The following is a 22,910-nucleotide window of genomic DNA, read 5'->3' as shown; positions in this document are numbered from 1 at the left end:
CATCCGCCCCGGAGACGCCGATGGCGGCGATCCGTTCCCGGATCACCGCCATCGGATTCTTCGGTGTTCGGATCAGGCGATATCGCCGCGCGCCGCCTCGTAGGCCGCACCCACCCGGTACAGCCGGTCGTCGGCCAGCGCGGGCGCCATGATCTGCAGGCCCACCGGCATTCCGTCGTCGCGGCTCAGCCCGGACGGTACCGACATGGCCGGATGCCCGGCCAGGTTGGTGGGCAGCGTGCACAGGTCCGACAGGTACATGGCCAGCGGATCGTCGACCTTCTCGCCCAGCTTCCACGGGGTGAACGGGCTCGTCGGCGAAACCAGTACATCGACCTGCTCGTAGGCTTTGTCGAAATCCCGCGCGATCAGCGTGCGAACCTTGAGCGCCTGGCCGTAGTAGGCGTCGTAGTACCCCGCCGAGAGCGCGTAGGTACCGATCATGATCCGCCGTTTGACCTCCGGGCCGAATCCGGCGGCCCGGGTGGCGGCCATGACCTGCTCGGCACTGTGGTTGCCGTCGTCACCGACCCGCAGGCCGTACCGCATCGCGTCGAACCGGGCCAGGTTCGACGAGACCTCGCTGGGCAGGATCAGATAGTAGGAGGCCAGCGCGTATTCGAAATGCGGGCACGATACCTCGACCACTTCGGCGCCGAGATCCTTCAGTACTCCCACGGCGGCGTCGAAGGACGCGAGCACACCCTGCTGGTAGCTGTCGGAATGCAGTTCCTTCACCACGCCGACCTTGACTCCGCGCAGATCGCCGGAGGCACCCAGGCGGGCGGCGTCCACCACCGCCGGGACCGCCACATCGCGGGAGGTGGAATCGCGCGGATCGTGTCCGGCGATCACCTCGTGCAGCAGTGCGGTGTCCAGCACCGTCCGCCCGCACGGGCCACCCTGGTCGAGCGAGGAGGCACAGGCGACGAGCCCGTACCGGGATACCGTCCCGTAGGTGGGTTTGGTCCCGACAGTCGCGGTGACCGCCGCCGGCTGCCGGATCGAACCGCCGGTATCGGTCCCGATCGCCAACGGCGCCTGATACGACGCCAGGGCCGCGGCCGAACCACCGCCGGAACCACCGGGGATACGGCTGGTGTCCCACGGATTGCGGGTGGGCCCGTAGGCGGAGTTCTCGGTGGACGAACCCATCGCGAACTCGTCCATATTGGTTTTGCCGAGAATCGGGATCCCGGCGGCGCGCAAGCGGGTGGTCAGGGTGGCGTCGTAGGGCGCCACCCAGTCCTCGAGGATCTTCGACGCGCAGGTGGTGGGCATATCGGTCGTGGTGAACACGTCCTTGAGGGCCAGCGGCACGCCGGCCAGCGGCGAGGCCGGGGGCTGCCCGGCGGCGAGGGCGGAATCCACCTCCGCGGCGGCGGCGAGCGCCTGCTCCCCCGCGACGTGTAGGAAGGCGTGGTACTCGCCGTCGACCTCGGCGATCCGATCCAGATGCGCCCGGGTGACCTCCACCGAGGACACCTCGCCACCGTGGATCCGGGCCGCGAGATCGGCCGCGCCGAGCCGGGTCAGTTCACTCGCGCTCATTCGCCCTCTCCCAGGATCTGCGGAACCAGGAACCGCTGGTCCTCGGCGGCGGGTGCGCCGGACAGCGCCTGATCCGGGGTGAGCCCCGGGCGGACCTCGTCGGGACGGGTCACATTCGTCACCGGATCCGGCGAGGAGGTGGCCGGAACATCGGCGGCGGCCACCTCGGAGATGGTCTGCACATGGCTGAGGATCGAATCCAGCTGTCCGGCGAACTGATCGAGTTCGTCCTCGGACAGGGCGAGCCTGGACAGCCGGGCGAGGTGTGCGACCTCGTCGCGGGAGATGGCGGCCACCGCGAACCCCTTTCGGCGATAGTGTGGACTACGGATCACAAGCACCGAACAGCCTAATGGTGTGGCCGGACCGGGTGGCCCGGCAGGCCGTGCGGGCGGTCGGCGACGACCCGTGGACGGGTTCGCGCCACCCGGCCGAGGCCGCCCGCACACGCACCGATAATTCGAAAGTTGTACATTTCACACCATAGGTCACCTGTGCGGGGCCGGCCGCGCGCACAATTCGAGTCGATAACCCTCGACAATGGGTGTAAGGATGAGCAGACCGGGTATTCGTTGTAAGCCTCGGCCGCTGAAGGAAAGGGAAACGCACGTGTCTTATCTGCTCCGCGTGCAACTTCCGGATCGTCCGGGAAGCCTCGGGTCGCTAGCTGTCGCACTGGGAACCGTCGGTGCCGACATCCTCTCGCTGGACGTGGTCGAGCGTGGGGCGGGTTTCGCGGTCGACGATCTGGTGGTCGAGATCGCCCCGAACGCACTTCCCGACACCCTCATCACCGCCGCGGAATCGCTCGGCGATGTACGGGTCGATTCCATCCGGCCCTACTCCGGGGTCCTCGACACCCACCGGGAACTCGAACTCATCGACAATGTCGCCAATGCCCGCGACGACCGGCTCCAGGTACTGGTCGACGGCGTGCCGCGGGTCCTACGGGTCGGCTGGAGCACCGTCCTGGACATGGGGCCCCACGGCGCCTACCGCGTGGTGGGGAGTCAGAGCGCGCCGCAGACCCAGGCGGCGTCGGTGCCGTGGATGCCGCTGCAGAAACCGACCGCGCTCGACGGCAATGCCGACTGGGTCCCCGAGATCTGGCGCGATATGGACACCAAACTGGCCGCGGCACCGCTCGGACCGTCCAGTAAGGCGCTGTTGCTCGGCCGCCCCGGCGGACCGGATTTCCGGCCCTCGGAGATCGCCCGGCTGGGCTATCTCGCCGGCATCGTCGCCACCGTGCTGGGCTGATCCACCCCGATCGGGAGCTCGGCGTAGGCTACTGTCCGCCGGCGCCCAGCTCGACGACCCGCCACCTGTCCGGTTTACCCGGTGGATAGGCGACGGTGAGCGTATCCCCGACCGAAGGCCAGTAGGCGGCATCCCAGACCATCCGTCCGTAGACCACCTTGCCGGGCTCGGACGGCCCGGACAGATTCCCGGTGACGGTGACGAACTGTTCACCCATCGCCTCGGGCCGCGGGCTCACCCCGGTCAGATAGAGCGAACCTATCTCCGCGTCGGTGGGCATGCGTCCACCCCGCCGCCCCCGGAACACGAGGACGAGCATTCCCGCCAGAGCGGCCACCATGATCGCCAGCATCGCCAGTTCGAACACTCCCCCATGCTAGGCCCAGCGGTCGGAAACCACGGCGTCCGACGCTCTCGGTCCCGCCGCCTCCGCCTCCGACGGCAGCGGCGGGCCACGCGCCGTGACAGCTCCGCACCGCATCCGATCCGCTCGGCGACGAGACCGCGCCGCGGAGTCCGGGGCCCCGGGCATACCGTTCCCGCACCGCCCGTAGCCGCTCCACCCACACCCGGTTCGCACCGGTGACTTCTCCGACCCGAACGGGCCTGTGGCGGCGAAAGTTCGGTCACCGCGGCCGGTGACCATCAGTTGTGCGAGACAGGACACCCGGCGCATGAGTCGTGCGGGACGGGGTATTTCACTTCCACCGGACATGGAAGGAAGCGATCGTCATGCCGGAATCTTCGATTCGAGCAGGTGCAATGGGTAGCCGAGTAGCAAGCCTCGTAGTACTGGTCTGGTTCGTGGCGGGGATCATCGCCGCGTGGCAACGGGGCTACTTCAATGATCCACCGGAGCAGTGCTCCCACTTCGCGACGCTGGCGGTGACCGTGGTGGCCGGTCCACTCAATTACGTCGGCCTCAATCCGAAGATGGGATGCACTCTTCCGGAACCCAGCAAGTAGACCCGAACCCGGTCGCCGTATCTGCGGCGACCGGGTCCGGCAGGTGCTAGGACACCGTGAGCGTGCTGGTACCGGCCTCCGAGCGCCGGACCGTCCAGACGCTGCTGCGGGTCCGCGCCGAACGGCCGTTACCCCGGTCCACCAGCGCCCGGTTCCCGGTCGTGTACACCAGTTGCGCACCGCGCGTATTGGTTTCCGGATTCTGGAACAGCTGCACGAGACGGTCGGTCTCCTCCACCGTCAGTTGCGCACCGATATCGTCGACCACGAGCACTTTCCCCGCGTCGAGCGCGTCGAGCAGTACCGGTAGCAACCGCAGCAGCGCCCGGGTCGCCGCGGATTCCTCGGCCAGCGTGAAAACCGGCTCCACACCAGTGTGTACCAGCCGCAGGCCGACACCGCGCCGGGCCACCATCCGTGCGTAGAGCGCGTCGCGGGCATTGCGCATATTGGTCAGTTCGCGGCCCAGCTGAGTAGCGTTCAAACCGCTGTCCTGTTCCAGTTGCGCGGCGTAGGCCGCCGATCCCGCCGCCCGATCGGTCTGTTCACCCAGCACGGCGATATCGGCGTCGAGATCACGCAGATAGTCGGCGTAGCCGGGGTCGTTCTGCGCGATCAGCAGATCGGTGATCCCCAGATCCGCGGATTGCAGCAGGGTCAGCAGGCGAGCGGCGTTCTCGGCGGACCGCGACAGATGCGAGCCCAGCCGCAGTTCCGTCGAATCTGTATCGCCGGTATCGGTCAGCACTTCGAGCATTGTCTCGAACCATCGGTAGGCCGGAACCAGCGCCTCCGAATACATCTGGCCCGCGAGGCTCAGCAACAGGGCGTTCGGTCGCACCAGCGGTATCAGTGCGGTGATCCCGAAACGCGCCGGTTCGAACATCGGTCCGACCCGGACGGTCTCCCCCTCGCGTTCGAAGACGATCCGCTTACGGGACCGGGGATGGCTGTAGAGCCATTCGGCCGCGACATCGGCGGCGTCCAAGCGGAAACCGTAGGTGTAGGGAATACCTTCGGCGACGAATACCGCCTCGAAATCGGTCGGCTGCCCGGGCAACGCGAGGTGCGGGGCCCGAACCGGACCGGCGTACGGGTCCCAGCCGGTCACCGAGTGCAGCACCGCGTCCCGCATATGTCCCAGAGCGTCCACCAGATTCGATTTACCGGCGGCCGGTCCACCGTGCACCGCGGTCACCGGTACGGCCACCGGCGCGGCCACGCCGCGGGTCAACCGCAATTCCTGTAGATCGGCCAGCGATTTGTGGTTGGACACCCGAAAACTGCGCAACATGCCGCCATCCTGCCGTGTCGGGTCCCGGTCCCGCAGGACCGGGACTCCGGTCGTGTCCCGGCTACTTCTCCGGTTCGTCGTCCACCGCGGCCGGCGGCCGGACCGCGGCCGGGCCGGATTCGAGCAGGAGCCGGAAACCCTCTTCGTCCAGGATCGGGACCCCGAGTTCTTCGGCCTTGGCGGCTTTGGAACCGGGCGCGTCACCGATCACCACGAACGCCGTCTTCTTCGATACCGAACCGGCAGCCTTCCCGCCGCGCAACAGGATCGCCTCCTTCGCGCCGTCACGGGAGAAACCTTCCAGCGATCCGGTCACCACGATGGACAGGCCCTCCAGTGTGCGCGGGATCGATTCGTCGCGTTCGTCCTCCATCCGCACCCCGGCCGCGCGCCATTTCGCCACGATGGCGCGATGCCAGTCGACGGCGAACCATTCAGCGACCGCGGTGGCGATGGTCGGCCCGACTCCCTCGGCGGCCGACAATTCCGCCAGGGATGCCTGTTCGATCCGTTCCAGACTGCCGAACTCGCTCGCCAGCGCCCGGCCGACGGTCGGCCCGACGTGCCGGATGGACAACGCGACCAGCACCCGCCACAGCGGCCGGTCCCTGGCCGCGGCGAGATTGCCGATCAACCGGTTGCCGTTCGCCGAGAGGCTGCCGTTCTTGTTGACGAACAGTGCGACATTGCGCAACCGGTCGGCGTCGAGGTCGAACAGATCACCCTCGTCGGCGATCGCCCCGGCGTTGAGCAACGCGACCGCCGCCTCGTACCCCAGCGCCTCGATATCGAATGCGTCGCGCCCGGCCACGTGGAACACCCGCTCCCGCAGTTGCGCCGGACAGAACCGCTGGTTGGGGCAACGGATATCGGCGTCACCGGCTTTCTCGTAGGCGAGTTCGGTCCCGCATTCGGGACAGTGCGTCGGCATCACGAATGCCCGCTCGTCACCGGTGCGGGCATCCACCACCGGCCCCAGCACTTCCGGGATCACATCCCCGGCCTTGCGAATGGTGACCGTATCCCCGATCAGCACACCTTTGCGCACGACCTCGGCCGCATTGTGCAGGGTCGCCATGGCGACCGTGGAGCCGGCGACGGTGACCGGCTCCATCACCGCGAACGGCGTGACCCGGCCGGTCCGGCCGACATTCACCGCGATATCGCGCAGTTTCGTGGTGGCTTCCTCGGGCGGATACTTGTAGGCGATCGCCCACCGGGGCGCCCGCGAGGTCGAACCGAGCCGCCGTTGCAGCGCCAGCTCGTCGACCTTCACCACCAGACCGTCGATCTCGTGTTCGATATCGTGGCGGTGCTCGGCCCAATAGGAGATCCGTTCGAGCACCGCGTCCACCCCCTGCACCAGCCGCGTATGCGCCGAGACCGGCAGGCCCCAGGCCGCCAGTGCCCGATAGGCCTCGTGCTGGGAGCGCGGGGTGAATCCCTCGGTGCGCCCGAGCCCGTGGCAGATCATCCGTAATCGTCGCCGTGCGGTGACCGACGGATCCTTCTGCCGCAACGACCCCGCCGCGGTATTGCGCGGGTTGGCGTAGGGCGGTTTGCCCTCGGCCACGATGGCGGCGTTCAGCGTCTCGAAATCCGCCAGCCGGAAATACACCTCACCGCGCACCTCCAGCAGTTCCGGTACCGGGAACTCGCTACCGGAGGTCAGCTCTCGCGGGATGTCTTCGATGGTGCGGGCATTGAGGGTGACATCCTCGCCGGTGCGCCCGTCGCCCCGGGTCGCGCCGCGCTCCAGTTTTCCGTTGCGGTACACCAGGTTCAACGCCACACCGTCGATCTTCACCTCGCACAGATAGTGCAGATCCGGGCCGGTCTCCTCCGCCACCCGCGCCGCCCACGTGCGCATATCCGCTTCGGAGAACGCATTGTCCAGGGAGAGCATCCGCTCGAGATGATCGACCGCGGTGAAATCGGTGGCGAACCCACCGCCCACGAGCTGAGTCGGCGAATCCGGGGTGCGCAGATCCGGATACTGTTCCTCCAGCGCCAGCAACCGCTGGAACAGTTCGTCGAATTCGCCGTCGGAGATGATCGGCGCATCCCGCACGTAATAACGGAACTGATGCTCACGCACCGTATCGGCGAGTTCCTGCCAGCGCACCCGGTCCGCACCGGCCGCCGGCGGCGGGGCGGTTTCGCCGGGGGTGTCGTCCCGTTCGGTGGGGCTCGCGGTCTCACTCACATCTGGCACAGTAGTCCAGCACACCGACACTCCAGCAGCACCGTAACCGCACGTCGCCCGGTATTTCCGGGGTCCGCGGGCCCATCCCCCGGAATGTCTCGGGGAGTCCGAAACCGACCCCTGCCGGTTGTGCCGCGACACCCGGTGGCCGGGTCGAGGCGCCGCCGAGGGCCCGGAGCCCGCAGCGATATCGCGACGGCCCTATCGAGTCCCGGTGCCGCGCGCTTCGCGATCACCGGTCCGGGCCGGGACCGCGCGGAATCATCCCGCGACCAGCGACTCCGGATCCTGAGCGAAGGCCTTCGCCGTCTCGCCGGCCAGGCGCAGGGCCTCGCGCGCCCAGCCCGACGAGGCACCCGCCAGGCCGCATGCCGGACTCACCGTCACTCGGCGGGCCAGTTCGGCGCGCGGGAAACCGAGCCGGTCGACCAGGCGCGCACCCGGTTCGGCGATCGCCCGCCAGGTCACCGGTGTGGCCGGCGCAGTGGTGGGAACGAGTCCGAGAATCAGGTGTTTACCCTGGTCCAGGGCCGCACCGAGAGCGTCGAGGCCCGCGGTACCGGACACCGTGGCGAGGTCGAACCCCAACGCGACCGCCGAGGTACGGCCGAGGAAGCCCAGTGGCGGCGGGCTCGCACAACAGTGCACTGCCGCGGGCACGCGCTGCTGTTCGAGCACCGTTTCCAGAATCGCCAGCGCTTCGGGTTCGGGGACGGCGGCGATCGTGTTCAGCACGCTCGCCCCGCGCAGCGAACCGTTCAGCACCGCGCTCAGCGACGGTTCGTCCAGTTGCAGTACGACCTCGGCCTCCAGCCGCGCGCCGACCTCCGCGATATGGGTGGCCAGCCCCTCGGCCAGCGATTCCGCCAGATCCCGGACCGCGCCCCGGTCGGTCAGTACCCGGTGTCCACCGGCCAGCTCCACCTGGGCGGCGAGCGTCAGCGGGCCGGCGGCCTGCACCTTCACCGTCCGCCCCGCGCCGCGCAGCCCGGCGTTCTCCCACGCCTCCTGTAGTGCGTCCAGATCGGTACGCAACAGGTCGTTCGCGCGGCGTGCGGCCGAGCCGGGCCGGGCGGCCAGCCGGTATCCGCGCGGTGTGGTGTCGAAGCGCATGTCCACCAGCAGCGCCGACGCCCGCCCGATCGTATCCGCGCCCACTCCACGGGCCGGTAGTTCCACCAGATGCGGCAGTTCGGGTAGTTCGCCCACGATCACCGCCGCGGCCTCCCGGGGGTCGGTACCGGGCCACGACCCCACCCCCGTCGCCGCGCCGGCCGGAAAACCGGCCGGGTTCATCGTGGCGCGCCCGCCGGCTCGGTGCGCGCGGTCGCGGTGATGGTGCCGCTGCCGAGTACCGCGTCCCCCGTGGCTTCGGGGCGATACAGCACCACGGCCTGACCCCGGGCGACACCGCTGAGGGGTTCGTGCAGGCGCACCGCGAGCCCCTCGCCGACCGCCTCGGCGGTCGCGGGGGCGGTTCCGCCGTGGGCCCGGACCTGCACCACGCAGTCGATCGGCTCGGCGGGCGCGGTGCCGCTGGTCCAGATGGCCCGCTCGGCCTCGATCGACCACACCTGCAGATCGTCGGCCGAACCGACTCGCACGGTGCCCGAATCGGGGTCGATATCGGTGACGTAGCGGGGTTTGCCATCCGGGCCGGGACCCGGCAGGCCCAGACCCTTGCGCTGCCCGATGGTGAATCCGTGCACACCCTCGTGCCGGCCCAGCTGCGCACCCGCGGAGTCCACGATGGCACCGGGCCGGATACCGATCTTCGCGCCGAGGAAAGCACGGGTGTCCCCGGAGGGGATGAAGCAGATATCGTGACTGTCCGGTTTGTCGGCGACGGCCAGACCTCGTTCGGCGGCTTCCGCCCGGATCTGCGGCTTGGGGGTGTCGCCCACGGGGAACATCGCCCGCGACAACTGCTCGGCCGTCAGCACGGCCAGAACATAGGACTGGTCCTTGTCCGCGTCCACCGCCCGGCGCAGCACACCGTCGGTCAGCCGGGCGTAGTGTCCGGTGGCGACCGCGTCGAAACCGAGCGCCACGGCCCGGTCGGCCAGGGCCGAGAACTTGATCTTCTCGTTGCAGCGCAGGCAGGGGTTGGGTGTCTCACCCGCGGCATAGGACTCGACGAAGTCGTCGATCACGTCCTCTTTGAAACGGTCCGCGAAGTCCCAGACATAGAACGGGATCCCGAGCACATCCGCGGCCCGGCGGGCGTCGCCCGCGTCCTCCTTGGAACAGCAGCCACGCGACCCGGTACGCAATGCACCGGGCGCGGTCGACAGGGCCAGATGCACTCCGACCACCTCGTGCCCGGCGTCGACGGCCCGTGCCGCCGCCACCGCGGAATCGACTCCACCACTCATCGCGGCGAGCACTCGCATACGCTACGCACCTCCTCTCGCACCGGCCAGACCCGCGGCCTTGGCTCGTTCCACCACCTGCGGCAGCACATCCAGTACTGCATTGATATCGGACTGCTGCGAGGTGTGTCCAAGGGAAAACCGCAGCGATCCCCGCGCTTCCCGGGCCCCCACGCCCATCGCGATCAGTACATGGCTCGGCGAGGCCACTCCGGCCGTGCACGCCGAACCGGTCGAACATTCGATCCCCGCGGCGTCGAGCAGCATCAGCAGCGAATCGCCCTCACAGCCCGGAAAGGTGAAGTGGGCGTTGCCCGGCAGCCGTCGTTCACCGTACGGACCGTTGAGGACCGCGTCCGGGACGGCTTGCCGCACCCCCGCGATCAACTCGTCGCGCAGTCCGGCCAGCTCCTCGGTACGGACCGGCAGTTCCGAAACGGTCTGCCGCAATGCCGCGGCCAGCCCGGCCACCGCCGCGACATCGGAGGTACCCGAGCGCAGGTCCCGTTCGTGGCCGCCGCCGTGCAGCAGCGGGACGCAACCCACCTGCCGTCCCAGCAACAGCACGCCCACTCCGTGCGGGCCGCCCAGTTTGTGCCCCGTGAAACTGGCCGCCGCGAGCCCGCTGGCGGCGAAATCTATCGGTAGTTGCGCCGCGGCCTGGACCGCGTCGCTGTGCATCGGCACACCCGCCGCCCGGGCGATCTCCGCGAGTTCCCGGATCGGCGTGATGGCGCCGATCTCGTTGTTGGCCCACATCACGGTGACCAGCGCGACCTCGTCCGCGTGTTCGGCCAGGGCTTCGCGCAGCGTCTCCGGCGTCACGATTCCGTCCGCGTCCACCGGCAACCAGGTCACCCGGGCACCCTCGTGCCGTTCCAGCCATTCCACAGTGTCGAGGACAGCGTGGTGCTCGGTGGCACCGGCGAGGATCCGGTCGCATCGTGGGTCCGCGTCCCGGCGAGCCCAGAAGATACCCTTGACCGCGAGATTGTCGCTCTCGGTGCCACCCGAGGTGAGGATGACCTCGGAGGGGCGCGCGCCCAGATCCGCGGCGATCGATTCCCGTGCTTCCTCCAGCCGGCGGCGGGCGGCGCGGCCCGACCCGTGCAGCGAGGATGCGTTTCCGGCCAGCGCGAACGCAGCATTCATCGCCTCGATCGCGACGGGCAGCATCGGTGTGGTCGCCGCATGATCGAGGTAGACCGTCGTGGGCACACCGCTGACAGCACCCGGGAAAACCGACTTCATGACCAGTAAAGGATAGCCGTCACCGGTTGCCGGTTATTCCCCCCGGCTCATCTGCGGCCGACGTGCGCGAAGTCGGCACCCATCGGAGCCGGGCCGGGCAGCGCGGCGGCGGTCAACCGTCCGGCCACGGCCGCTGCAACATATGCCGATCCGCGGGATGGGCGGCGATACCCGCCGCGAAGCTGTCGGCCAGAGCCCGGGTGGCCGCAGCGACCCCGTGAGAGGTATCGATCGGGTCACCCACCGAGAAACCCCATCCGGCCGGGGTGAACCAGCGGTGCACCGGCAGCAGGCGGCCGGTTGCGATCGCCGGCCGGGCCGGGCCGGTCGGCATGTGCGCCGGCGCACCGAAGAAGTTGATCGTCACACCCCGGCCGGAGAGGTCTCGCTCACCGAGCAGGCAGACCAGCCCGCCTGCGCGCAGGCGGGCGGAGAGTTGCTCGAACGGTGGTGTTTCGGCACCGGTGAGCGGGATGATCTCGAAACCCAGTCCCGCCCGGAAGCGCACGAAGCGGCGGAACAGCGATTCGGGCCGCAACCGTTCGGCGACGACCGTCGGCCTGCCCACCGTACGAGCCGGACGCCGGCCAGATCCGGTTCCCGCTGCGCGGCAGGGCGATCACCCACCCCTCGGCCCGCGGCGTGCGCAGCGCCGATACGGTCCAGCCCGACGGCCGAGGCTTCGATGGTGTCGGCCAGCTCGCGCGGATCCATGCCGGGCAACCGGAAGGCCTCGCGCCGATACCTGGCGTAGGAGCGCAGACTCGCCCGCACGAGTTCTGGTGGCGCCGGCGTGACCCCGAGTACTCGGGCGAGATTGCGCCGCAGCTGGGGCCGTCCGCCGTCACGCCGCGCGATCCGGTCGGCTCCGGCGTCGAAGAGGCGAACTGCCCAGGCTTGCGGCAGCGCCCGGACCAGGCGCCGGTCCGCCGCACAGCCGGGGTCCTGCGCCCGGCCGGCCATCGCTACCGCTGACCGGCCTCCGGTGCGGCGCTGTCCGGCTCGGGCACTGCGGTCAGGAACACCGGTTGCGGAGCATCGGCCGGTACCGAGTACGGCTCGGGTTCGGCGGGGATGTGACTGAACAGTCCAGGGTTGTCGTCGTGCATGTTCGGGCTCCGATCTTCGGTGTGCGCTGCCGATGAAAGTCGCGGCAGGCAGGGTCGAGATGCGCGTCCCGCGGCGGTCGGGCCGACCGGCGGTCCGGGCCTTCCGGGGATACCCATCCGAGCGCGGGGCCACTCCGTACCGAGTTGCCGAGTGGAGCTTCCCATGGGCCCGGAGGTGAGGGACTGCGGCAGTTCGGAAGAGGTCCTGCGGATTCGGCAGCCGAACGGCTGCTCGACGGGTGTTCCTCCCCACCGTAGTCCCATCTACCGCCGTCGCGCGCCCCGGTACACATCGGCTGTCCACGATCGGACCACCCGTGCCGGGGCGCACCGGGCTCGGATCGTTGGACCGATCACCCCGCTTGACACTAACTTGTTGAACGTACCGTTAATCAGCGGTACGGTGAATGACGTATCAATAACGCACTTCGAGCAGTGCGAGCGCCCCGGCAGGACCGACCGAGGTGTGACCGAGTGAGGACCCACCGATGAACCGAAACCACGAACAGCGCGCCCGCCGTTTCGCGGCGCGGATCGCCGCGCTCGCAGTCATCACCCTGGCGCCGCTGGCGGTCACCGCCGGCCCGGCTCTCGCCGGCCCCGCCGAGGTGGTCCAGGTCAGCGATTCCCACGATTCCAGCGACAGCTTCGGCGATAGCTCCGGCTGGGACAGCAACGGATGGGACGACAACGACCACCAGGCGTGGGACGGCGACGACTGGGGTGACGACGGCGATTTCGGCTGGGACGACAACGGCCACTACGGCTACAAGGACCACCACCGGCAGGATTACGACGGCTGGGAGGACCACCTCAACAGCGGCGACAACCAGTATCCCGATCGCGATTCGCACAACGACCGCGGCCGCGACTACGACCAGCCGACCGACTGGGACCACGAGAGTCCGCGCGGCGGCGGCGGGCAACCGCCGAATTGGAACATGCCCAACCCGTACATCCCGCCGCCCCCGCCGAGCCTGCTGCCCCAGGTCCAGTTGCCGGTGCTGCCGCCACTGCCCTTCGCGCTGCCGGGTATTCCACCGCTCCTCGGGACGGGTAGCGCCCGCTGATACGGCGACAAGTAGCCGTTGAATAGCGGTACATAGGTAAATGTATCGCTGGATAGCAGCAGAAAGGGCCGAGTCCGCGCAGCGGACCCGGCCCTGTTCCACTGCGATCAGACGGCCACCGCCGCTTTCGTCAGCTGCCGGCCCGCCGCCGCGAGCACCGCGTGCGCGGCATCGGAGAGTTCCTCCGCCCGAACCGCTCGCTCACATCGACGCGCGAGATCCCGGCGATCGGTTCCGGGCTGTTCGACCGGCGCGAGGACGACCTCGGCGGTCAGATTCCGCGCCCGCAACACCCGCACGATCGAATCGATGAGCGTGTCGTCGCCGACGAAACCGGGGACGGTGGACCGGTTCCCGTGTCCGTCCAGATAGCGCAGCCGCACCGGCTGCACCGGGACGCCGGTATCCACGGCGGCCTGGAACAGGGCCGGCCGCAGTGTTCCGTAGGCACGACCACACCAGGTGGTGCCCTCCGGGAAGAATCCGATCCGCTCGCCGGCGGCGAGCCGCTGCCCGACTCGCGCCACGACATCCGGCAGTCGGCGCAGCCGCTCCCGCTCGATCGGGACGACCCGCATCACCCGCGCGAGTTTCCCGAGCACCGGCCAATCGATCAGGTCCGCCCGCGCCACGAACGCGAGCGGCTGCACCGAGGCGAGCACGACGATATCCGCCCACCCGATATGCCCACAGGCGACGAGCACGCCGGTGCCCGGTTCGGCGTACCGCGACCCGATCGCCGCGGCCCCCGTCCGCCGGTCCACCACCCGCAACCGGATACCGCAGGCACGCAGCAGCGTCTGCGCGAACCGGCGCTGCACCCCCGAGCGCCGGGACGCCGGTGTGACGATATGGACGAAAGGATAGGCGAGCAGCACCGATACCGCGCCCACCGCCCGGAGCCCGGCCCGCGCGACACCGATCTCGGGCCGCTGCTGCACACAACCGGTCCCGCAGGGACTCACCGGCATCCAGGGGTGCCGGCCGGGCGGGTCCGCCACCACCGGAGCCTGCGGCTTCGTCACGATCGCCACCGGATCACCGCCCGCCGTCGAAATTCGCGGCGGCGCCGCGTAACCGATCGAGATACCGGGTGTTGATGGTGTCGAGCCCCAGCAACACCACGAAATCGGCAACGGCGAAATCCGGATCGTGCGCCGGTTCCCCACAGATCTCGGCACCGAGCCGGAGATAGCCGTTGAGCAGCGGCGGCAGTTTCGGGCGGGCGGGAGCGGGCAGCTCGTCCAGCGCCGCCCCGTCGACCACGACGGGCCGGTAGGGGCGTACCCGCTTCTCCGGCGCACAGGCGTGCCTGCCGAGCAGGAGGTCACGCACGCCGCGGACATTGACTCCGGCGGGTTCGGCGGGACTGTTCTGCATGGGCACCGACGCGCAGCCCATCACCCAGTCGTAACCGGTGAGCTGGATGTAGTGCAGGATGCCGGCCCACATGAGCGTGAGAACCGAGCCGTTGCGGTGTTCGGGAACCACGCACGCGCGCCCCATCTCCACGATCCGCAGACCCGCCGGGTCGAGATTCGTGAGATCGAATTCGGTGGCTGTGTAGTACCCGCCGGCACCGGCGACCCTGTCCGGCGGCAACATCCGGTAGCAGCCGACGAATTCGCCGGTGGCCTCGTCGCGGACCAGCATATGGTCACAGTGCTCGTCGAACCTGTCCGCGTCCAGGCCCGTACCGTCGTCGGGGATCGAGAACCCCGGCTCGCCGGCGAATACGTTGTACCGCAACCGCTGCGCCGCGATGCGATGTTCGGTGTCGGAGGAGACGATCAGCGCGTATCGGGACCGGTGATCCTCGCCGGCGGCCGGTCGAGCCGGGGCCGTCAGCACGGACGTAATAGCCATGACGCCAAGCAGGCCAGTCCGATACGGCGCCGGGGCATCCGTGACGTGTCGCGTGCATGCCGGTTCGGTTAACGAGACGTAGGTCACACCGGGCGTTCACCAGGCGGTATCCGCGCGTTCGCGCGAACACCGGAAACGGCATCGGAGTTGGGCCGGACGCAACCCGGAATTCGCCGCCCCCGATACGCACGGTGGGCGGACCCGGCTTCACCGGGCCCGCCCACCGTGCCACTTCGATCTGGACCCGCGCTGCGACTGTGCGCAGCCCGCGCCGCGTCCGTCAGGCGACGAAACGTTCGGGTTCGCGTACTCGTTCGAGGTGCGCCCGGTCGACCTCCTGGAACCCGGGCCGCCCGGTGCCGATGAACGCCACCAGCCACGACAGGACCGCAGCGAACCGATTCCGGAAACCCACCAGATAGAACAGGTGCACGGCGAGCCAGATGAACCAGGCGAACACACCGCGGAAGGTGATCTTGTCGTTCAGTTTCGTCACCGCGCTGAACCGGCTGATCACCGCCATGCTGCCCTTGTCCCAGTACACGAACGGGGTGCCGGGGTTCGTATCACGGCTGATGATGTCGGCGGCGTGCCGGCCTTCCTGCATCGCCACCGGCGACTGGCCGGGGTAGCCGTTGAGCGAGGTCATATCGCCGATCGCGTAGATATCGGCGTAGCCGCCCACGGTGAGATCGGGGTTGATGAGCAGGCGCCCGGCGCGATCGGTTTCACAACCGGTGGCCTCGGCCAGCAGTTTCGCGAAGCCGCCGGCCTGCACGCCCGCCGACCAGACGATGGTCTCGGCCTCGATCTGGCGCTGGCTACCGTCTTTGTCCTTGACCGTGACCTGCCCGTCCTCGATATCGGTGACGAAGGTGCCGAGCAGGACTTCGACCCCGCTACGGGTCAGCGTTTTCTTCGCGTATTCCGATAGACCGCCGCCGAACGGCGGTAGTACGGCGCCGGCGCCCTCGACCAGGGTCACCGATACTTCCTCGTGGTAGTACCGCTTGGCCAGTTCCTTCAGTTGCCCGGCCACCTCGACTCCGGTGGCCCCGGCGCCGACGACGACGAACGAGAGCAGCCGGCGGCGGGTTTCCTCGTCGGCCTTGCCCGCTTCGCGGAAGACCCGTTCGATCTGGGCCCGCAGCAGCTTCGCGTCGTCGATGGTCTTGAGCGAAAAGGTCTTGTCGGCGAAGTCGTCGCGACCGAAATACGACTGGCTCGCGCCGGTGGCCGCGATCAGCGATCCGTAGCGGATCTGCCGGGTCTCCTCGCCGCTGCGGTAGGTCAGCACGGCGGCGTCGGGCTCGATCGCGGTGACCTGGCCCAGGCGGACATCCGCCTCCTTGTGCCGGTGCAGGATTTTCGCGATCGGGGGTGCGATCTCGGCGGACGCCAACACCCCGGTGGCGACCTGATAGAGCAGCGGCTGGAACAGGTGTTCCGGCGTGCTCGAGATCAGGACATAATCGACTCCCGCCTTCGCCAACTGTTTGGCCGCGGCGAGTCCGCCGAACCCCGAACCGATGATCACGACATCCGCGTATTCCACGCCGGCGCCGATATCACTGACCTTGTGCATGACAGCCTCCTTCACTCATTAGGAACCGTCATCCGTAAGGCAGATATTTCAGGGTTCAGGGCGCATAATTGAGATGACTCTTATCTGATCTGTTCATGAATGGAGATCGCGGTGGAACTACGCCAGCTCACGTACTTCGTCGCGGTGTGCGAGGAGCTCAGTTTCAGCCGGGCGGCCGTCCGGTGCTTCATCTCACAGTCGGCGATCAGCCATCAGATCGCCCGGCTCGAGCACGATCTGGGCGTGCAACTCTTCGAGCGTTCGACCCGATCGGTCGTCCCCACCGACGCGAGCACCAGGTTACTACCGCTGGCCAAGCAGATGCTAGGTCTGGAATCGGCAATCCGCGCTTCCATCCGCACCACCGGCCCCCGGATCCGGCTCGCCGCGAACATGTCGTTCGCCACCCGATCGCTGTCGGCCATCGCCGGCGCCCGCGACGCGCACCCGGGCGCGGAAATCGAATTCGTCATCAAACCGTTCCGGCAGCGGGTCGCCGCCGTCGCGGACGGCGATTGCGATCTGGCGCTGATCCGCGGCAGCGTGCAACAGGCCGGACTGATGGTCGAGCAACTATGGGTGGAGGATCTCACCCTCGCCACCGCCCCCGCGCATCCGCTGGCCGGCCGTACCGATGTCACCCTTGCCGAACTCAGCGCCTATCCACTGCTCCTGCCACCGGAGTCCGAGCAGTTCCTCCTGCACAATGTCATCCGGACAGCTTTCGCCGATCTCCCCACCGGCCCCACGTTCGGCCCGCCCATCCCGCCGGACCATACCGCGACCATGGAGCTGATCAACCACCCCGACGCCTGGACGGTTCTCTACGCCAACAGCTCCACCGAGGGCATCGCCGCACTCCCACTGGCCGATCACCGGCTCCGCATCCCCGTCTCCGCGGTCCTGCGCGCCGACACCCGGCGCACTCCCATCCTCGACTCGCTCCTGGAGGGACTGCACTGCGCCTAGCAGCGCCGCGTCGAGCCGATGTGCCCACCGCCCGAGTTCCGGGGCATCTCCCCAGACAATGCCGCCCTACCGCGGCACCGCGACCGGCTGCGCGGCACCGACGATGCGGCGCGGGCCGAGCACACGTCCGAGAAACGCATCCGGTGGACAGCGCCGACGCACAGCGGTAGTGGCTATCCCCCAACGGGCACAGACAACCCGCGGCCCTCGGGCGACCGGACGAAAGACGACCGATCGGATGAGGATCAGGCCGAGCCCGCGCCACCACCGCCGGAAAACAGCCGAAATCTCACCTCGCCTCGGCCTCCCGCGATGGGTGCCGGCCGACGATCCATTCGAACAGGAAGGCTCATGACCGGCCCGGCCCGGTGAAGACGATGATCCCGCGACGGGGCCCGGGCACTCATCGACCCGGCGCCGCTCGGGCCCGCGCGCAGAAACTCGAGCGCGTCCGGCCCGGTACGCGGGGTACGTACCGGGCCGCGCGGCCCCGGCGGCCGGGCAGTGGCCGACGGGGCTTCGATGACCTCGCCGATTCGGCACGGCGGGCCACCGACAACCCGAGTGGCGAGGGGTCCGGCTCGGGTCGGTTCGTGGTGCCGTCACACGACTGCGCGGGCGGCCGTCACCGCACGATCACCGGCCGGGGCGCTGCCGGAGCACAGCGCCCTCGGGCACCGGCTGAACCACACCGCTCTTCAGGACGATCACGCCCGGGCTCCCCGGGGGCAGCCGGTAGCCCGGCAGATCCCGGTCGATATCCGCGCGCAGGATCACCCGGTCGATATCGGTCCGCTCTTGCCCGTTGATGACGATCTTCTTCTCGGGTCCCGACTCGGCGACGGCCACACCGGTGCCCGCCACAGCCGCACCCGTCACCGCCGCCCCGCACATCAGAGCCGCGAACGCTCTACTGGCCGGTTTCAGCTTCATCGTGGAACTCCTCGTCGCACTGCACTTCTCGTCGACAAGCCCGATCGACTCCGACTACTGCGACGGTAGTACCGCCCGCTGTGCTCCGGCTGTGGACTCGGCTGGGAGTCTGCTGGGAACACACCGGCTTCCTCGAAGACGGCTCCGGCTCAACCGCAGCAGAACGGATCATCACAGGGCCGACCGACCTCGCTGCCGTACACACCCAGATGCCGGATCGGGGCGAGCACCGTTTCCGTGACCGCGGGATCCAGCCCCGGCGCCGACCCCGGGGCGAGTCTCCCCCACGCGGCCGGCACCCGCTCGATGTCGTAGCGGGCCCGACCGTCGATGAACAACGTCCACAGACAGTGATCGGGAAACGGGTTGGCACGCAGTACCCATCGGCGCCCCGCGACCTCGGCGGTCAGCGGGAACCGCGGATCACCGGTGCTCCACCATTCGGGCACCGCCGACTCTTCCGGGTGCGTCATACTTCCCCGATCTCGCGGAGTGGGCACCGATCGGCCGGTCCGTTTTCCGGCCGCGCGTCAACCCTGCCACCCCCATGGTGGACTTCCCACCATTCTCGGCGTCACCGGTGGCTGCCGCATCGGTCCGTGGGGCGGTATGCCCGGGATACGGTATCCGCCGCGGCAGGCCGTTCCGTCGGAGCGGCGGATCACCCGTCGATATCGTCGGCGACCGGACGCCCGACTACCGGAGGTAGGCATTTCCTGCCGCAGGCCAGTTCACGTGCCAGCGTCTCGTAGGCGACATAGGCACGAGCCAGCTGCCGGCGGTTCGGGGCCTGCGGTCCGTCCGATACGAATCGGTCGAAGGAAATCGTATACAGATACGCCATACGACCGAAAACAGCGCCCAGTCCTTCATGATGTTCGATCGCGCCGATATCGGCTACGCCGAGTACACGGTGGGCTTCCAGATCGATGGCGAGAATATGCCGTTGCGCGTCCTCCCATATTCCGGCGAACCGATCCTCGGCCGGATCCATTTCCGGTAACTCCGGACCGATCTCGCCCGGTGGCCAGGTCATCACCACATCGTCCCAGGCGGGACGCGCTGCCGCGAAGCGCCGGTGCGCGGTCACCAGACCCGCCACCGACGCGAGCAGCGGACAATCCGATCCCGTTGCACCGGAACCGGATCCGGCACTGCGGGCGAACACCGTCGATACGATTCGGCTGTCCGGTAACGGTCCGAACCCCCTGCCGCCGTGCACGGCTCCCCTTTTCCCGCCGCCGAAGCGGCCGATCTCGAGTTGTCGGAAATCGGCGCCCCCGAGCACCGATCGCCACGCAGTTGTGCCGATACCACCGCTGATCGACGCGCACAGCATAGCCAATTCCCACATCGGCAACACTGATTCACGAAATCGATCAGTAACCCGGAAAGAGTTCTGAGACAAGCTATTTGGAATAGACCGAATGAGAAGCGCCGGCGTTCACCCGGCCGGGCGCCGAAGAAATTCCGAAATGCGGCAATTCGGCCTCGCCGACGGGCCGGAATCCCGGAAACCGCCCCCGCCGCGAGCTACCGGGTGTGCACCCGAGCGCATGCCGATAGACATCGATGAAGGCACTGGGCGAGGCCCAGCCGCAACGACCGGCCACGGTGGTCACCGAATACCCCTCGGCGAGCATCCGCACCGCCCGGTGCAGCCGGAGATTGGTCCGCCACTGGGGATAGGTCATGGCGAATTCGGTACGGAACAACCGGGTGAGGGTCCGCTCTCCCGCACCGACCCGGCGGCCCAGTGCCGCCAGCGTCCAGGTGACCGCCAGATCGGCTTCGACGAGTGCGCACGCCGCACGGAGGCGTTCGTCGCGGGCGACCGGCAGCGGCAGGTGCTCGCGCGGCATCCGCTCGAGCTGGTCGAGCAGGACCCGTCGTAGCCGGCCGAGCTCGGCCGCCGGCAGCTCGTCCGGCGCGGAGCAGGTGATGATCAGTTCACGGACCAGCGCGGAGGTCGCGAGAACGGCCGGCTTCGCTCGATCGTCGGACTTTTCGAGGGGAAACGCGATGCAGTGGAATCGGGTCGGACCGAAGAAACGATGTTCGTGGTGGTGGCCGGCGGGGATCCAGATCGCCCGGTCCGGCGGCGCGATCCAGATCCCGGTGTCGGTGCGGACTTCCGCGGCCCCGCCGCTGCAGTAGATCAGCTGATGGTCAGGATGACGATGTGCATCGATACGCGACCCGCCCGGCAGATCGCGCACCCGGGTGGGAGTGGGGATCGCGTGGCGGGATATCGACATATCTCGGCATTTTATCGGAAGAAGTTACCCACCGGCGCCTCCTACGCTGATCGTCGAACGATGATCAGGAGGTTCGGCTGTGGACGCCCCGACAACTACCACCGTTCCCGCCACGAACCCGGTCACGGCGTGGAATCGCATGCGGCACTGGGTTTTCGCGCATGCGGTGGACGATTTCTACCAGGGCCTGATCCCCGCGAGCATCCCGTTCTTCGTCCTGGAACGCGACTACAGCTATGTCGAGGCGTCGGGCCTCGCGCTGGCGGCCGCACTCGGCAGTTCGCTACCCCAGCCACTGCTCGGCGTTCTCGTGGACCGCCGGCCACTGCTGTGGCTCGCACCGGCCGGACTGCTCATCGCGGGAACCGGAGCCGGACTGGCGGGGATGGCACCGGCCTACCCGATGGTGTGGCTGCTGATCCTGATCTCCGGAATCGGTATCGCCGCCTTCCATCCCGCGGCCGGCCGGGATGCCCGCCGGGTAGCCGGGAACAGCACGATCGCCATGAGTTTCTTCGCCGCCGGCGGCAGTATCGGCTTCTTTCTCGCACCCGCCCTGGCCACTCCCCTGCTCGCGTCGGCGGGTGTCGGTGCCACCGCGGTTTTCCTCCCGCCCGCCGTACTCATGTCGGTCCTGCTGTGGCGGCATCAGTCACGACGGCCCGAGCGGGGCAGCGCGGGCGGCACCGGCGACGGCCGGGACCGGTGGGGACCGTTCCTACTGCTCACAGCGGTCGCGGTCATCCGGTCGATCCTGTTTCTCGGTATGAACACGTTCCTCGCGCTGTACTGGATCGGTTACCTGGAGTCCGGCGCCGCCATGGGCGGAGTGGCGCTCACCGTGTTCCTGGTCGGTGGTGTGGTGGGCACCCTGGCCGGTGGGCGCATCGCGGATCGGATCGGTATGCGGGCCACCATCCGGCTCGGCGGTCTCGTCGCGATTCCGGCCCTGATCGCACTACGGCTGACCGAGGACCCCCGGTTGGCCCTCGTACTCGTGGTACTGGCCGGCGTGGCCACCAATATCCCCTTCGCAGTGCTGGTGAAGCTGGGACAGGACTACCTCCCGGCCCGCCCCGGCACCGCCGCGGGAGTCACCCTCGGTATCGCGGTGAGCGCCGGCGGCCTGTTCATGCCACTGTTGGGCCGGCTCGCCGACCACCACGGTCCCCAGGCCGCACTCACCGCACTGTGCGTCGTCCCGGCAGCGGCCGCCGCACTCGCCTTCCTCTTACCCCCACCGGACAGCGCGCGCCGCTGACCGGGACGAACGCTCGCAGGCGGCGCATCGGAGAAGATCAAACGGAGGTACCCGTGTTCACCTATTCCGGCCGGGACGGCCATCGACTGCATGCCGAAACCCGAGGCGACGGACCGCTGGTGGTGCTCATGCACGGCGGTGGGCCGGACCATCGCAGTCTGCTCCCGCTCGCCGACCGGCTCGCCGATTCCTACCGCATCGTGCTCCCGGATATCCGCGGGTACGGGCAGTCGCGATGTCCGGACCCGGCCGCCCATACCTGGTCCCGATACGTCGAGGACGTCACGGCCCTGTTGGATCATCTCGACGTGGACCGAGCGGTGCTCGCCGGGATGGGGCTCGGGTCGACGATCGCCGCCCGGGCGGCGATCGCGCACCCCGAACGCGTCGCCGCCGCTATCCTGATCAGTCTGGAGGACATCGAGGACGATGCGGCGAAACAAGCCGAAACCGCCTTCCTGGAAACCTTCGCCGAGACCGTACGGACCCGGGGAATCGAAGCCGCCTGGGCACCGGTCCTGCCGGGGCTGGCACCGGTGATCGGGACGCTGGTCCGGGACGCGATCACCCGCAGCGACCCCGCCAGTATCGCGGCCGCGGCCGCCATCGACCGAGATCGCGCCTTCCGCAACCCCGATGAACTCGCCGGACTGACCGCACCCACCCTGGTGCTCCCCGGTATCGACCACCGCCACCCCACCCGGTTCGCCGAGGAGATCGTCGCTGTCCTGCCGAACGGGATTCTGCACACCGGCGCCTTCACCGCACAGGTGGACACCATCGATGCCCTGACCGCGGCGCTGGCGCCCGCGATCCGGAGATTCCTCGACGAGACGGCCGGCAGCTGAGCACACGGCTGCGCGCGGAACATGCCGCGAATGGTCAGACGTCCGATGTCAGGCCACCTCCGCTTTTCGAATCCGGCCACGAACCGGAGCTCCAGGGCGTAGGCCAACGCT

General features: G+C 68.7%; 21 protein-coding genes and 2 pseudogenes. 6 read left to right on the top strand and 17 right to left on the bottom strand.

The features are described from left to right. Window positions 1–72: 72 nt before the first annotated feature. A complete protein-coding gene (gene gatA, locus ACWCPQ_RS22380) occupies window positions 73–1,551 on the bottom strand; it encodes an Asp-tRNA(Asn)/Glu-tRNA(Gln) amidotransferase subunit GatA (protein WP_449901870.1) in 1,479 nt (492 codons plus the stop codon). Then, window positions 1,548–1,847, bottom strand: a complete 300-nt coding sequence (gene gatC / locus ACWCPQ_RS22375; protein ID WP_449901867.1) for an Asp-tRNA(Asn)/Glu-tRNA(Gln) amidotransferase subunit GatC — start codon at window positions 1,845–1,847, stop codon at window positions 1,548–1,550. The genes gatA and gatC overlap by 4 nt, the downstream gene beginning before the upstream one ends. A gap of 313 nt (window positions 1,848–2,160) precedes the next feature. Here gatC and ACWCPQ_RS22370 point away from each other — a divergent pair, with 313 nt between their 5' ends. Then, on the top strand, window positions 2,161–2,811 hold the full coding sequence (locus ACWCPQ_RS22370; RefSeq protein ID WP_449901864.1) for an amino acid-binding protein: 651 nt from the start codon (window positions 2,161–2,163) through the stop codon (window positions 2,809–2,811). Window positions 2,812–2,839: 28 nt separating this feature from the next. Here the strand turns inward: ACWCPQ_RS22370 and ACWCPQ_RS22365 are convergent, their stop codons facing one another. Beyond that, window positions 2,840–3,178 (bottom strand): hypothetical protein, encoded by a 339-nt coding sequence (locus ACWCPQ_RS22365; RefSeq protein ID WP_449901862.1) that lies wholly within the window; start codon window positions 3,176–3,178, stop codon window positions 2,840–2,842. Window positions 3,179–3,573: 395 nt separating this feature from the next. Here ACWCPQ_RS22365 and ACWCPQ_RS22360 point away from each other — a divergent pair, with 395 nt between their 5' ends. Further along, on the top strand, window positions 3,574–3,777 hold the full coding sequence (locus tag ACWCPQ_RS22360) for a hypothetical protein (protein ID WP_449901860.1): 204 nt from the start codon (window positions 3,574–3,576) through the stop codon (window positions 3,775–3,777). 46 nt (window positions 3,778–3,823) lie between these two features. On the opposite strand, the gene ACWCPQ_RS22355 is transcribed toward ACWCPQ_RS22360, so the two are convergent. From ACWCPQ_RS22355 to ACWCPQ_RS22325, 7 genes and pseudogenes are all read right to left on the bottom strand, one after another. Beyond that, window positions 3,824–5,071 carry an AAA family ATPase gene (locus ACWCPQ_RS22355; protein ID WP_449901859.1) on the bottom strand — a complete coding sequence of 416 codons (1,248 nt, stop codon included), beginning with the start codon at window positions 5,069–5,071 and terminating at the stop codon, window positions 3,824–3,826. Window positions 5,072–5,132: 61 nt separating this feature from the next. Further along, window positions 5,133–7,196 carry an NAD-dependent DNA ligase LigA gene (ligA, locus tag ACWCPQ_RS22350; RefSeq protein ID WP_449901916.1) on the bottom strand — a complete coding sequence of 688 codons (2,064 nt, stop codon included), beginning with the start codon at window positions 7,194–7,196 and terminating at the stop codon, window positions 5,133–5,135. 342 nt (window positions 7,197–7,538) lie between these two features. Continuing rightward, window positions 7,539–8,573: a methionine synthase gene (locus tag ACWCPQ_RS22345; RefSeq protein ID WP_449901856.1), complete on the bottom strand. Its 1,035-nt coding sequence runs from the start codon at window positions 8,571–8,573 to the stop codon at window positions 7,539–7,541. Beyond that, entirely contained in the window at window positions 8,570–9,670 is a 1,101-nt protein-coding gene (gene mnmA / locus ACWCPQ_RS22340; protein WP_449901854.1) for a tRNA 2-thiouridine(34) synthase MnmA, read from the bottom strand. Before mnmA ends, ACWCPQ_RS22345 begins: the two co-directional genes overlap by 4 nt. A 3-nt stretch (window positions 9,671–9,673) precedes the next feature. Then, a complete protein-coding gene (locus tag ACWCPQ_RS22335; RefSeq protein WP_449901852.1) occupies window positions 9,674–10,900 on the bottom strand; it encodes a cysteine desulfurase family protein in 1,227 nt (408 codons plus the stop codon). A gap of 112 nt (window positions 10,901–11,012) precedes the next feature. After that, window positions 11,013–11,863: pseudogene (locus ACWCPQ_RS22330) on the bottom strand (phosphatidylinositol mannoside acyltransferase). 2 nt (window positions 11,864–11,865) lie between these two features. Next, window positions 11,866–12,009: a hypothetical protein gene (locus ACWCPQ_RS22325; RefSeq protein WP_449901851.1), complete on the bottom strand. Its 144-nt coding sequence runs from the start codon at window positions 12,007–12,009 to the stop codon at window positions 11,866–11,868. A gap of 488 nt (window positions 12,010–12,497) precedes the next feature. On the opposite strand from ACWCPQ_RS22325, the gene ACWCPQ_RS22320 reads away from it, so the two are divergent. Continuing rightward, a complete protein-coding gene (locus ACWCPQ_RS22320) occupies window positions 12,498–13,079 on the top strand; it encodes a hypothetical protein (RefSeq protein WP_449901849.1) in 582 nt (193 codons plus the stop codon). A 107-nt stretch (window positions 13,080–13,186) separates the two neighbouring features. On the opposite strand, the gene ACWCPQ_RS22315 is transcribed toward ACWCPQ_RS22320, so the two are convergent. From ACWCPQ_RS22315 to ACWCPQ_RS22305, 3 genes are all read right to left on the bottom strand, one after another. After that, window positions 13,187–14,050, bottom strand: coding sequence for a lysophospholipid acyltransferase family protein (locus ACWCPQ_RS22315; protein ID WP_449901913.1), 864 nt, complete (start codon window positions 14,048–14,050; stop codon window positions 13,187–13,189). 67 nt (window positions 14,051–14,117) lie between these two features. Continuing rightward, the gene (locus ACWCPQ_RS22310) at window positions 14,118–14,945 is read right to left on the bottom strand and encodes a GNAT family N-acetyltransferase (RefSeq protein WP_449901847.1); all 828 of its coding nucleotides are present in this window, start codon (window positions 14,943–14,945) and stop codon (window positions 14,118–14,120) included. Between the two features lie 280 nt (window positions 14,946–15,225). Beyond that, window positions 15,226–16,530 (bottom strand): NAD(P)/FAD-dependent oxidoreductase, encoded by a 1,305-nt coding sequence (locus ACWCPQ_RS22305; RefSeq protein ID WP_449901844.1) that lies wholly within the window; start codon window positions 16,528–16,530, stop codon window positions 15,226–15,228. 111 nt (window positions 16,531–16,641) lie between these two features. Here ACWCPQ_RS22305 and ACWCPQ_RS22300 point away from each other — a divergent pair, with 111 nt between their 5' ends. Beyond that, window positions 16,642–17,499 carry a LysR family transcriptional regulator gene (locus ACWCPQ_RS22300; RefSeq protein WP_449901910.1) on the top strand — a complete coding sequence of 286 codons (858 nt, stop codon included), beginning with the start codon at window positions 16,642–16,644 and terminating at the stop codon, window positions 17,497–17,499. 636 nt (window positions 17,500–18,135) lie between these two features. Here the strand turns inward: ACWCPQ_RS22300 and ACWCPQ_RS22295 are convergent. From ACWCPQ_RS22295 to ACWCPQ_RS22280, 4 genes and pseudogenes are all read right to left on the bottom strand, one after another. Continuing rightward, window positions 18,136–18,432 carry a hypothetical protein gene (locus ACWCPQ_RS22295; RefSeq protein ID WP_449901842.1) on the bottom strand — a complete coding sequence of 99 codons (297 nt, stop codon included), beginning with the start codon at window positions 18,430–18,432 and terminating at the stop codon, window positions 18,136–18,138. Between the two features lie 149 nt (window positions 18,433–18,581). Beyond that, window positions 18,582–18,905, bottom strand: coding sequence for a hypothetical protein (locus ACWCPQ_RS22290; protein ID WP_449901840.1), 324 nt, complete (start codon window positions 18,903–18,905; stop codon window positions 18,582–18,584). A 188-nt stretch (window positions 18,906–19,093) separates the two neighbouring features. Next, window positions 19,094–19,600, bottom strand: a complete 507-nt coding sequence (locus ACWCPQ_RS22285; RefSeq protein WP_449901838.1) for a hypothetical protein — start codon at window positions 19,598–19,600, stop codon at window positions 19,094–19,096. A 364-nt stretch (window positions 19,601–19,964) separates the two neighbouring features. Further along, window positions 19,965–20,690, bottom strand: a pseudogene (locus tag ACWCPQ_RS22280) (AraC family transcriptional regulator); the annotation flags it as partial. A gap of 139 nt (window positions 20,691–20,829) precedes the next feature. On the opposite strand from ACWCPQ_RS22280, the gene ACWCPQ_RS22275 reads away from it, so the two are divergent. Further along, window positions 20,830–21,951 carry an MFS transporter gene (locus ACWCPQ_RS22275; protein WP_449901908.1) on the top strand — a complete coding sequence of 374 codons (1,122 nt, stop codon included), beginning with the start codon at window positions 20,830–20,832 and terminating at the stop codon, window positions 21,949–21,951. A gap of 53 nt (window positions 21,952–22,004) precedes the next feature. Next, complete coding sequence (locus tag ACWCPQ_RS22270; protein ID WP_449901837.1) at window positions 22,005–22,799, top strand: alpha/beta fold hydrolase; 795 nt, start codon at window positions 22,005–22,007, stop codon at window positions 22,797–22,799. Window positions 22,800–22,910: the final 111 nt, after the last annotated feature.

This window comes from Nocardia sp. NPDC001965 (genome assembly GCF_053594175.1).
Note: the sequence above shows the minus strand (reverse complement) of the source record. Positions and strands in the feature narration are given on the sequence as shown.

What these genes read in the sequence shown, in the direction of transcription:
- mnmA (WP_449901854.1), bottom strand. Translation starts at nt 9,670, where the DNA reads ATGCGAGTGCTCGCCGCGATGAGTGGTGGAGTCGATTCCGCGGTGGCG.
- ACWCPQ_RS22355 (WP_449901859.1), bottom strand. Translation starts at nt 5,071, where the DNA reads ATGTTGCGCAGTTTTCGGGTGTCCAACCACAAATCGCTGGCCGATCTA.
- ACWCPQ_RS22345 (WP_449901856.1), bottom strand. Translation starts at nt 8,573, where the DNA reads ATGAACCCGGCCGGTTTTCCGGCCGGCGCGGCGACGGGGGTGGGGTCG.
- ACWCPQ_RS22325 (WP_449901851.1), bottom strand. Translation starts at nt 12,009, where the DNA reads ATGCACGACGACAACCCTGGACTGTTCAGTCACATCCCCGCCGAACCC.
- gatA (WP_449901870.1), bottom strand. Translation starts at nt 1,551, where the DNA reads ATGAGCGCGAGTGAACTGACCCGGCTCGGCGCGGCCGATCTCGCGGCC.
- ACWCPQ_RS22305 (WP_449901844.1), bottom strand. Translation starts at nt 16,530, where the DNA reads ATGCACAAGGTCAGTGATATCGGCGCCGGCGTGGAATACGCGGATGTC.
- ACWCPQ_RS22290 (WP_449901840.1), bottom strand. Translation starts at nt 18,905, where the DNA reads ATGACGCACCCGGAAGAGTCGGCGGTGCCCGAATGGTGGAGCACCGGT.
- ACWCPQ_RS22360 (WP_449901860.1), top strand. Translation starts at nt 3,574, where the DNA reads ATGGGTAGCCGAGTAGCAAGCCTCGTAGTACTGGTCTGGTTCGTGGCG.
- ACWCPQ_RS22315 (WP_449901913.1), bottom strand. Translation starts at nt 14,050, where the DNA reads ATGCCGGTGAGTCCCTGCGGGACCGGTTGTGTGCAGCAGCGGCCCGAG.
- ACWCPQ_RS22275 (WP_449901908.1), top strand. Translation starts at nt 20,830, where the DNA reads ATGCGGCACTGGGTTTTCGCGCATGCGGTGGACGATTTCTACCAGGGC.
- ACWCPQ_RS22335 (WP_449901852.1), bottom strand. Translation starts at nt 10,900, where the DNA reads ATGAAGTCGGTTTTCCCGGGTGCTGTCAGCGGTGTGCCCACGACGGTC.
- ACWCPQ_RS22310 (WP_449901847.1), bottom strand. Translation starts at nt 14,945, where the DNA reads ATGGCTATTACGTCCGTGCTGACGGCCCCGGCTCGACCGGCCGCCGGC.
- ACWCPQ_RS22295 (WP_449901842.1), bottom strand. Translation starts at nt 18,432, where the DNA reads ATGAAGCTGAAACCGGCCAGTAGAGCGTTCGCGGCTCTGATGTGCGGG.
- ACWCPQ_RS22320 (WP_449901849.1), top strand. Translation starts at nt 12,498, where the DNA reads ATGAACCGAAACCACGAACAGCGCGCCCGCCGTTTCGCGGCGCGGATC.